The sequence below is a fragment of the Corallococcus sp. CA053C genome (genome assembly GCF_003611675.1).
Lineage (GTDB): Bacteria > Myxococcota > Myxococcia > Myxococcales > Myxococcaceae > Corallococcus.
The window spans coordinates 1-9,465 of the sequence record NZ_RAWA01000383.1 but is presented as its reverse complement, the minus strand read 5'-3'; the positions used below and the strand labels follow the sequence as shown (position 1 = coordinate 9,465).

10 protein-coding genes are annotated in these 9,465 nt (G+C 70.6%); all 10 read left to right on the top strand.

The genetic code is table 11. From position 1 onward, the window contains the following. On the top strand, positions 1–920 hold a 920-nt coding region (locus D7V97_RS34395), incomplete at its 5' end, for an ABC transporter ATP-binding protein (protein WP_147445094.1). Then, positions 917–1,957 (top strand): ABC transporter ATP-binding protein, encoded by a 1,041-nt coding sequence (locus tag D7V97_RS34390; RefSeq protein WP_199729035.1) that lies wholly within the window; start codon positions 917–919, stop codon positions 1,955–1,957. The genes D7V97_RS34395 and D7V97_RS34390, both read left to right, overlap by 4 nt. Then, positions 1,926–2,333, top strand: a complete 408-nt coding sequence (locus tag D7V97_RS34385; protein WP_120614852.1) for a DUF2085 domain-containing protein — start codon at positions 1,926–1,928, stop codon at positions 2,331–2,333. The genes D7V97_RS34390 and D7V97_RS34385 overlap by 32 nt, the downstream gene beginning before the upstream one ends. Positions 2,334–2,414: 81 nt before the next feature. Beyond that, a complete protein-coding gene (locus D7V97_RS34380; protein WP_199729034.1) occupies positions 2,415–3,044 on the top strand; it encodes an RNA polymerase sigma factor in 630 nt (209 codons plus the stop codon). Beyond that, complete coding sequence (locus D7V97_RS34375) at positions 3,041–4,438, top strand: anti-sigma factor (RefSeq protein WP_120614850.1); 1,398 nt, start codon at positions 3,041–3,043, stop codon at positions 4,436–4,438. The genes D7V97_RS34380 and D7V97_RS34375 overlap by 4 nt, the downstream gene beginning before the upstream one ends. 122 nt (positions 4,439–4,560) lie before the next feature. After that, on the top strand, positions 4,561–4,794 hold the full coding sequence (locus D7V97_RS34370) for a hypothetical protein (protein WP_147445093.1): 234 nt from the start codon (positions 4,561–4,563) through the stop codon (positions 4,792–4,794). Positions 4,795–5,021: 227 nt separating this feature from the next. Next, positions 5,022–5,837, top strand: a complete 816-nt coding sequence (gene cpaB, locus D7V97_RS34365) for a Flp pilus assembly protein CpaB (RefSeq protein ID WP_120614848.1) — start codon at positions 5,022–5,024, stop codon at positions 5,835–5,837. 72 nt (positions 5,838–5,909) lie between these two features. Then, a complete protein-coding gene (locus D7V97_RS34360) occupies positions 5,910–6,755 on the top strand; it encodes a type II secretion system F family protein (RefSeq protein WP_120614847.1) in 846 nt (281 codons plus the stop codon). Between the two features lie 13 nt (positions 6,756–6,768). Beyond that, a complete protein-coding gene (locus tag D7V97_RS34355; RefSeq protein ID WP_120614846.1) occupies positions 6,769–7,659 on the top strand; it encodes a type II secretion system F family protein in 891 nt (296 codons plus the stop codon). A 73-nt stretch (positions 7,660–7,732) separates the two neighbouring features. Next, on the top strand, positions 7,733–9,465 hold a 1,733-nt coding region (locus D7V97_RS45465), incomplete at its 3' end, for an FHA domain-containing protein (RefSeq protein ID WP_233583406.1).

The following is a 9,465-nucleotide window of genomic DNA, read 5'->3' as shown; positions in this document are numbered from 1 at the left end:
GGGTGTCCTTCTCCGTTCCCCCGGGCGGCACGCTGGGGGTGGTGGGGGAGAGCGGCTGCGGCAAGAGCCTCACGGCGCTGTCGGTGATGCGGCTCATTCCCCAGCCGCCCGGTAGAATCATCGAGGGTGAGGTGCGGTTCCGGGGAGAGGACCTGCTGCGCCTGCCGGAGCCGGAGATGCGGCGCGTGCGCGGCCGGCACGTGGCCATGGTCTTCCAGGAGCCGATGACGTCGCTCAACCCGGTGTTCACCGTGGGCGAGCAGATTGGCGAAGGCGTCCGGCTGCACCTGAAGGCGTCCCGGGCGCAGGCCCGCGAGCGCGCGGTGGAGATGCTGCGGCAGGTGGGCATCCCGGCCCCGGGCGAGCGCGTGGACGCGTACCCGCACCAGCTCTCCGGCGGCATGCGCCAGCGCGTGATGATCGCCATGGCGCTCGCGTGCGACCCGGCGCTGCTCATCGCGGACGAACCCACCACGGCGCTGGACGTCACCATCCAGGCGCAGATTCTTGAACTGCTCAAGCGGCTGCAGGCCGAGCGCCACATGGCGGTGATGCTCATCACCCACGACCTGGGCGTGGTGGCGGGCAGCTGCGACGCGGTGGTGGTGATGTACGCGGGCCGCATCGTGGAGCAGGCCCCGGTGCGCGAGCTGTTCGCCCGGCCCGCGCACCCGTACACCGCGGGCCTGATGCGCTCCATCCCGTCCCTGCATGACGCGGGCGCGGCGGTGGAGGGCGAGCGGCGGCGCCTGAAGGCGATCCCCGGCATGGTGCCCTCGTTGGGCGCGCTGCCATCCGGGTGCGCGTTCCGCGACCGGTGCGACCGCGCCACGGAGCTGTGTGCCCGCGTCACGCCCGCGCTGGAGCCCAAGCGCGGAGGCCAGTGGGCCGCCTGCCACCACCCGGTGCCCGCGCCATGAGCGAACCGCTGGTCCAGGTGCGCGACCTGAAGGTGCACTTCCCGGTGCGCGGCGGTTGGCTCGGGCGCACGCGCGGCACGGTGCGCGCGGTGGACGGGGTGTCCTTCGACGTCGCGCGCGGCGAGACGCTGGGGCTGGTGGGGGAGAGCGGCTGCGGCAAGAGCACCCTGGGGCGCGCGCTCCTGCGCTTGCTGGAGCCCACGGCCGGCTCCATCCGCGTCGACGGGCGGGAGCTGACCGGGCTGTCCCAGCGCCAGCTGCGTCCCCTGCGGCGGCGCATGCAGCTCGTCTTCCAGGATCCGTACGCGTCGCTCAACCCGCGCATGACGGTGGGGGACATCCTCGCGGAGCCCTTCGCCATCCACGGGCTCGCGAAGGGCGCGGCGCGCGAGGAGGAGGTCCTGGCGCTGCTGGACGCCATGGGGCTGCCCCGCGAGGCCCGGCACCGCTACCCGCACGAGTTCTCCGGCGGGCAGCGCCAGCGCATCGGCATTGCACGTGCCATCGCGTTGCGTCCGGACCTGGTGGTGGCGGACGAGCCCATCAGCGCGCTGGACGTCTCCATCCAGGCGCAGATCGTCAACCTGCTGGTGGACCTGCAGCGCGAGCGCGGGCTCACCTATGTCTTCATCGCGCACGACCTGAAGATTGTTGAGTACGTGTCCACGCGCGTGGCGGTGATGTACCTGGGCCGCATCGTGGAGGTGGCGCCGTCGCGCGCGCTGTACGCGGGTCCGCGCCACCCGTACACGCAGGCGCTCCTGTCCGCGGTGCCGGTGCCGGATCCGGAGCGTCCCCCCACGCGCCTGCTCCTGCCGGGCGAGCCGCCCTCGCCCCTGTCCCCTCCCACCGGCTGCGCGTTCCACCCGCGCTGCCCCTACGTGATGGAGCGCTGCCGGCGTGAGGCGCCGCCGCTGTATCCGCTGGGCGGAGGCCACGCCGCCGCGTGCTTCCTGGCGGAAGGGGATTCGCAGCGCTCCGAGCCCGCGTCCGACGGAGGTGCCGGTGTTCTGGCTCAGCCACCATCACGCGGATGAGTACAACCGCACGTACGTGCTCGCGGGCGTGCGCGTCTGCGCGCGCTGCCTGGGCACGTATCCGGTGCTCGCCGCCGTCTTCCTGGGCCTGTTCGCCCTGAAGGCGCCGCTCACGTGGGCGTGGGACGTGCCGGTGGGCCTCGGCCTCACGCTGCCGGCGCTGGTGGACTGGGCGGTGGGCCGCTTCCGTCCGGCGTCCGGCCACAACGCGGTGCGCACGCTGACGGGTGTGCTCCTGGGCGCGGGGCTTGGCCGCTCGCTGTACATCCACGTGCAGCGCCCGCTGCCGGCCGTGCTGCTGGCGCAGGCGCTTCTGGTGACAGGGGTGGCGGTCCCTGTCATTCTCGCCACTTACCGGCGACCACGGCCGGATTAGACCTTTCCCGCGTGCCTGTCCGTTACAGGCAACAGGGCGGGAAGGGGATGGCACCCGTGGCTTCACGGCACTGGGGGAGAGTTGGTACCCGAAACCTCAGACGAGCGGCTGATGCTCGCCTTCCAGGCGGGGGACGCGCGCGCGTTCGAAACGCTGATGCGGAAGCACCGCGCGCCGGTGTTCAACTTCATCCTGCGCTTCGTCGGGAACCGGGCGAGGGCGGAGGACGTGCTTCAGGAGACGTGGCTCAAGGTGGTTCGCAGCGCCCGGGAGTATGCGCCCAAGGCCCGGTTCACGACCTGGCTGTACACCATCGCGAGGAACCTCTGCGTGGACAGCACGCGCAAAGAGAGCTACCGCCAGACGTCGTCCCTGGAAGCCCCCGTCGCCGGTGTCGACGGGGACGAGGGACGTCCCCTGGGCGAGGGGCTGCCGGACTCCGGGGCCAGCCCGGAGCGCGGGGCGCACAACGCGCGCCTGCGGCCCCTGCTGGAGCGGGCCCTCTTGGGCCTGCCGGAAGAGCAGCGCGAGGTGTTCGTGCTGCGTGAATACAGCGGCATCCCGTTCAAGGAGATCGCCGAGGTGACGGGCGTGTCCGAGAACACGGTGAAGAGCCGGATGCGCTACGCGCTGGAGGGACTGCGCCGTCGCCTGGGAGAGCTGGGCGTGGATGGCGACCTGTCGGAGGATGGAAGGACGGTGGCGGGATGAGTGCCCAGAATGCGCATGCGCACGAGGACCGGCTCCTCGACTTCGCCTACGGCGAGCTGCCTCCGTCGGAGGCCCAGTCGCTGGAGCAGCACGTCCAGGGCTGCGCGCGCTGCTCGAAGGCGCTGTCGGACATCCGCGGCGTGCGCTCCACGATGGCGCACCTGTCAGTGGAGCCCGCGCCGGACGCCGGCCTGGAGTCGCTCCTCGCCTACGCACAGCAGTCCGCGCGCCGCGCCGCCGCCGGTCCGGAACCGAAGCCCTCGCGCTGGCGCCGCTGGCTCCTGCCCGCGGTGGGACTGGCCACGGTGAGCACGTTCGGCATCCTGACGCTGGAGGTCAACAAGAGCGTCAAGCTGGAGCCGCAGCTGAGCGCGAAGGCCCTGCGCGAGGAGCCGCTCAAGGCAAAGAAGGACGTGTACGGCGACTCCGCGCAAGCCCAGGCCGTGCCGGCCCCTGCGCCCTCCGCACCCGTTGCCGCGGCGATGCCGAAGGACGAGGAGCCGGTGGCAGGGGCACCGCTGGGCTCCCGGATGGATGAGATGAAGGCGGCCCCCAAGAGCCGCGGTGGCGGCAACCGGCCGTCGGACTGGATGAACGCGGGCAGCGGCGGCGCGATGCTGGAGCGGCGCAGCGCGGGGAGCCTGGGCGCGAAGAAGAAGATGCCCTCCTTCCCGCAGGAGGAGGCGGAAGGGGTTGCGACCGGCGCGGCGTCGTCCAACGAGCTGAAGGCGGGCCCCTCCGCGCTCGCGAAGGAAGCGCCCGCCCCGGTGGAGAGCCTGGACCGTGACAGCGCGGGCAACGACAAGGCCATGAAGCAGGAAGTGAGCGGTGCGCTGCGGCTGGGCGGTGCGTCGGCCTCCGGGCGAGCTGCCTCCGAAGACGACGCGCTCTTCGCGGATAGGGCCGCATCGCCTCCACCGCCGCCAGCCTCCGCGCCGCCGGCCCAGGTCGCCGCGCCGAAGGCGCCCGCCGCCACCAGCGCCCCGCGCCGCGAACAGCCGGCCCCGGGTAAGGGCGCCGTCGCCGCCGCCGAGCCGCCGATGGAAGCAGCCCTCCAGGAGGTCGCCAAACCCCAAGCCGTGGAGAAGTCGGCCCGCGCCGTCGCGACGACGTCGCGCGACCTGGCCCGCCAGGCCCAGGACGCCGCGGATCAGGGCGACCGTGCGCGAGAGTCCCAGTTCCTGCGCGCCGCGCTCGCGGCCGGGGCCCGTGGCAGCGAACGGCTGTCCCTGCTCTCCCGGCTGTGCGAGTCGCAGTACGCTCAAGGCCGGAGCACCGAGGCCGCGGAGGTCTGCGAGCAGATCATCTCCGAGGCCCCCGGCTCCGCCGCGGCCCAGGTGGCGCAGCGCCGCCTGCGTCAGCTGGCCCCGGCTCCGGCCACCCCGGCGCAGTAGGGGAGGGCGGCACGCGGTCCGTCCCGTCTCCCGCACGGGGGGGGACGGTCCACATGACCGATGCGTGAAGGCCGGAGGTCCTGGATACTGGGAGCATGAGGCCGGACGTGGATCATCCCCCCGTGAACCCCCCCCGGAAGTCACCGCCGCGCTCCCTGCGCCGGGCCCGTCGTGGCCAGGCCATGGTGGAGTACTCGGTGATCAACTGGCTGCTGCTCGTGGCGCTGGTCATCGGTGCCACGGTCAAGGTCCGCTGGACCGACGACCGGCAGACCAACGTCATCGACCTGTTCCTCGAGGCGTACCAGATCTATTACGACTCGTTCTACTTCGTGCTGAACCTGCCGTTCCCCTGAGGGGACCTGAGCGGATCCGGCCGCGTTTCGCGCCGCCCTCCATGAGGGGTGAGCAGGCGCCGCGGCCCCCGGGTGTCCTGGGATTCCGCTTTGTCGCGAGAGGTGGTTTTGACACCTGCTCTGTGGCAGGGCTAACATCCGCTCTCGTTCGCGCCCTGGCATCGCCCCCTCGTCAAAGCTGTCCTGCCGCCACGACGGCGCCCCACCGTTCTGGAGGACCTTGAACCATGTTGAAGGGTAAGACCCCGCTCGTCGTCGCGCTGGTGCTCGGTTTGCTCGCCGGCATCGTGGCCTACTCGGCCATCAAGAAGAAGGAATCCGATGTGCGTCGCGGGTGGAACCTGGTGCCCGTGGTGGTGGCGGGCCAGGACATGCCCGAAGGGACGGTCATCACGTACGAGATGATCTCCCAGCGCTCGGTCCCGGAGCAGTTCGTCACCTCGTCGGTGGTGAAGCCGGATTCCGCCAACTACATCGTGAACCAGAAGGTGCTGGTGGCGCTGCAGGCGGGCGACCCCATCCTCTGGAGCCAGTTCGAGACGACGAAGGCCGCCGAGCGCCTGTCGACGAAGGTGCAGAAGAAGGCGCGCGCCATCACCATCGAGGCCAAGACGACCACGGCCGTCGGCGGGTGGATCCGCCCCAACGACCACGTGGACATCATCGGCACGTTCCGCGATCCGCAGACGGATGAGAACGTCGCGGTGACGCTGCTGCAGAACATCATCGTGGTCGCCACCGGCAAGATCACCGGCACCACGAACATCAACCTCATCCCGGAGAACCAGCGCGACTACAGCAACGTGTCGCTGATGGTGCTGCCGGAAGAGGCGGAGATCCTGGTGCTCGCGGCGGAGCTGGGGCAGCTGACCCTGTCGCTGCGCAACGAGGACGACGTGGACCTCATCGAGGAGCGCGGCCGCGCCACCATCAGCACGCTGCTGTCCGGCGAGCGCACCCGCGTGCTGGAGCAGAAGCGCCGGGAGATCATCCAGATCATCAAGGGCAGCGGCAGCGAGAAGGCCTCGGCCGGCGCTCCGTAGTCCGCCGCGCAGGGCCGCTGCGGTCGGAGCGGCCCTCCACCCCCCTCCCTCATCCTCCGGGGATTCGCGCCCATGCTCGCAGGTATCGTCCTCCTCCTCGTCACCGGCTCGGTGTTCTTCTTCAGCCTGGTGATCTTCAGCGTCCTGTCGAAGGCGTATGAGCAGTACCAGGAGCGCTACGTCGCCAAGTCGATGAACGACTTGAGCGACATGTTCCTCTTCATCGACGCGCGGCAGATGTTGATCCTCAACATCGCGTGCATGTGCCTCCTGGGCATCCTCAGCTACATCGTCTTCAACCCCATCCTGGCGGTGCTGGCGACCATCTTCGGCTTCTTCCTGCCGATGCTGCTGGTGAAGCACTACCGCAAGCGCCGCATCAAGAAGTTCAACGTCCAGCTGGTGGATGCGCTGCAGGCCATGGCGAATGCGTTCAAGGCCGGCCTCACGTTCCCCCAGGCCATCGAGCACGTCGCGCGCGAGGCGATGCCGCCCCTGTCTCAGGAGTTCGGCCTGTTCGTGAAGGAAGTGAAGCTGGGCGTCCCGCTGGAAGAGGCGCTCGTCAACATGGGCCGCCGCGTGGGCAGCGACGACCTGGAGCTGGTGGTGGTGTCCACCAACATCGCTCGCCAGCTGGGCGGCAACATGGCGGAGATGTTCGAAACGATCTCCACGGTGATCCGCGAGCGCTTCCGCCTGGAGGGCAAGATCGACGCCCTGACGTCCCAGGGCAAGCTGCAGGGGTGGATCGTCGCGGCCATGCCGCTGGTGCTGGGCATGGTGCTCAACTACATGCGCCCCGACCTGATGGAGCCGATGCTGAACCACATCTTCGGCTACGTCCTGGTGACCATCATCGCCATCATGGAGATCATGGGCATCCTCATCATCCGGCGCATCGTCAACATCGACATCTGAATCGAGGCGCACCGTGCAGGAGATCCTGACAACCTTCCTGATCGGCGGCTCGGCGCTGCTCACCGCGGGTGCGGTGGCGTTCCTGGGCGTGGGCCTCTACCACAACGTCTTCGAGCGCTTCCTCACGGAGGTTCGCGACGAGTCCGCGGGCGGCGTGAAGGGCGTGGGCTCCGTCGCCATCCGCAAGCTCGGTTCGATGAACCGGCGCTTCATGTGGCCGGGCTACGAGTCCAAGACGCGCCGCAAGCTCATCAAGGCGGGCGAGCCGTCCCAGTACAAGCCCGAGGACATCATGGCGCTGCAGGAAGTCAGCGCCGTGCTGGCCCTGCTGGCGGGCCTCTTCGTCATCAACGGCCTGGGGATGAACCTGGCCTGGTCGCTGCTGGTGATGCTGCTGGGCCTGTTCTATCCGCTCATCTGGTTGAACGACCAGGTGAAGCGCCGTCACCTGGCCATCAGCCGCGCGCTTCCGTACAACCTGGACCTGCTGACGCTGTCGGTGGAAGCGGGCATGGACTTCACGGGCGCGCTGGCGAAGGTGGTGGAGAAGGGCCGGCAGGGGCCGCTGCGCGAGGAGCTGCAGCTGGTGCTCAAGCAGCTCAAGATGGGCAAGACGCGTGAAGAGGGCTTGAAGAGCATGATCGCGCGCGTGGACCTGCCGCCCCTGACGACGTTCGTCACGGCGCTGATCCAGGCGGACAAGATGGGCACCAGCCTGGGCAAGGTGCTGCGCATCCAGTCCACGCAGATGCGCATCGACCGCACGCAGCGCGCGGAGAAGCTCGCGGGTGAGGCGCCGGTGAAGATGCTCTTCCCGCTCATCGCCTGCATCTTCCCGACGGTGTTCATGGTGCTCTTCGGGCCCATCGTGTTCCAGTTCATGTTCGGCAACGTCGGGGGCTAGTCCTCTGCCCATCCTGCTCACCATCACCCGGGGGCTCCAGGTCGGACGGGAGCTCGCCTTCGAGCAGGCCGAAGTGAAGATCGGCCGGACCTCGGAGAACGACCTGGTCCTGCACGACCACGGTGTCTCCCGGCGCCACGCGCGCATCACCGCGCGGGACGGGCGGTACTTCGCCGAGGACGTGGGCAGCGCCAACGGCACGCAGCTCAACGGGCAGCCGCTCGGGAGCGAGAAGCAGCTGCGCGACGGGGACCGCCTCACTGTCGGCCCGGTGGAGTTCACGTTCGTCTGGATGCCGCCGGAGGATGACGACGACTTCACGCGGCCCATCCGCAGGCCGCTCGCGCCACCGCACGCGCAGGTGTCTCCGCAGGGCATGGAGCAGGCCTCGCTCGCGGAGATTGAAGCGGCGCCTACGAGCTACCAGCAGTCCATGCCCGCGCAGCGTCCCGGAGCAGGGATGCCCGCGGCGAGAGGCCCCGCGACGCCCGCGATGCCGATGTCGGCGGCGCCCGCGTTGAAGCGGCCTGCTGCTCCGGTGGTGTCCGGGCCCACGGTGCCTCCGCCGATGGAGCCGGAGGCCTCCGACATTCCGACGGTCGGGGCGCCTTCCCAGGCGAGGAAGTCTGCTCCGGGCCTTCCTTCGGTCGGGGCCGCCACGTCCCAAAGGACCTCTGCTCCGGGCCTCCCCTCGGTCGGCGCTTCCGCGTCGAGCAGGACTTCCGCTCCAGGCCTTCCGGAAGCCAGTGCAACGACGCCGAGCAGGACTTCCGCTCCAGGCCTTGCCGCGGTCGGCGCTTCCGCGTCGAGCAAGGCCAGTCCTTCACCCGCGTCCGGGGTTGCCGCACCCGCGCGGAAGAAGGCTGTTCCAGGACTGCCCGAAGTCGGGGCTCCCGCGCTGAATCGTCCCTCCCTGGGGGGCGCCGCCTCGCGCGTGGCCGCCGCGGCGAAGGCCCCCTCGGCCCGTGATGCCGCTGGCGCCCCGGTGCCGCCCGCGCCCGGTGGGGAAGGGGCCTCGGCATCTTCGTCCGTGAATGGGAAGTCGCCCGCGTCCAGCGCGGCCTCTGCATCCACCAGTGGCAAGATGCCCGCGTCCAGGAACGCGGTGGCCTCGGTGCCGCTGCTGCCCTCGGTTCCGGCGCTCGCGCCTCCCGCTGCGTCCCCGCCCCGTGCGGCGGCGCCCCCGGTGCTGACGCCTCCCGTGCTGTCCCCGACGCGCGGTGCGGTGGGTCCCGCGCCCGTGGCTCCCGGCCTTCCCGTGCTGACGCCTCCCGGGCTCATGCCGCCGCCGCCGGCATCGCGGGCCACTGCCTTCTCTCCACTGGTCGCGCCCCCGGCGAGCCTCTCCCCGGTGGATCCGGACGAGCCGGAGGAGCGCACGCTGATGGCGATCTCCGCGATGGATGCGCCGGAACCCACCTTCACGGCGCCCCCGGCGGCTCCTCCGGAACTGCCCTTCGGGGACACGGATGAGCCGGAGGAGCGCACGCTGATGGCGATCCCCGCGGCCCTGGCCACGCCGCCACTCGACGAGCCCCCGCCGCACGAAGCACCGCCACCGCTGCTCGATCCGGAGGAGCCCGAGGATCGGACCGTCCTCGATCTCCGGCCCATCGCTCGCGTCAGCCCGCTCGTTGCTCCGCCCATGCTCCATGGCGCGTCCGCGTCGGTCGCCTCCGCTGCGGCTGGCTCCGAGGAGCCGCCGACGTTCGTGGGAACGGACGGCGACCTCGCCGCGGCGCCCCCGGTCGACGTGCCCGAACCGCCGACGTTCGTGGGCAAGGACGTGCCCGGCCCGGCCCCCGC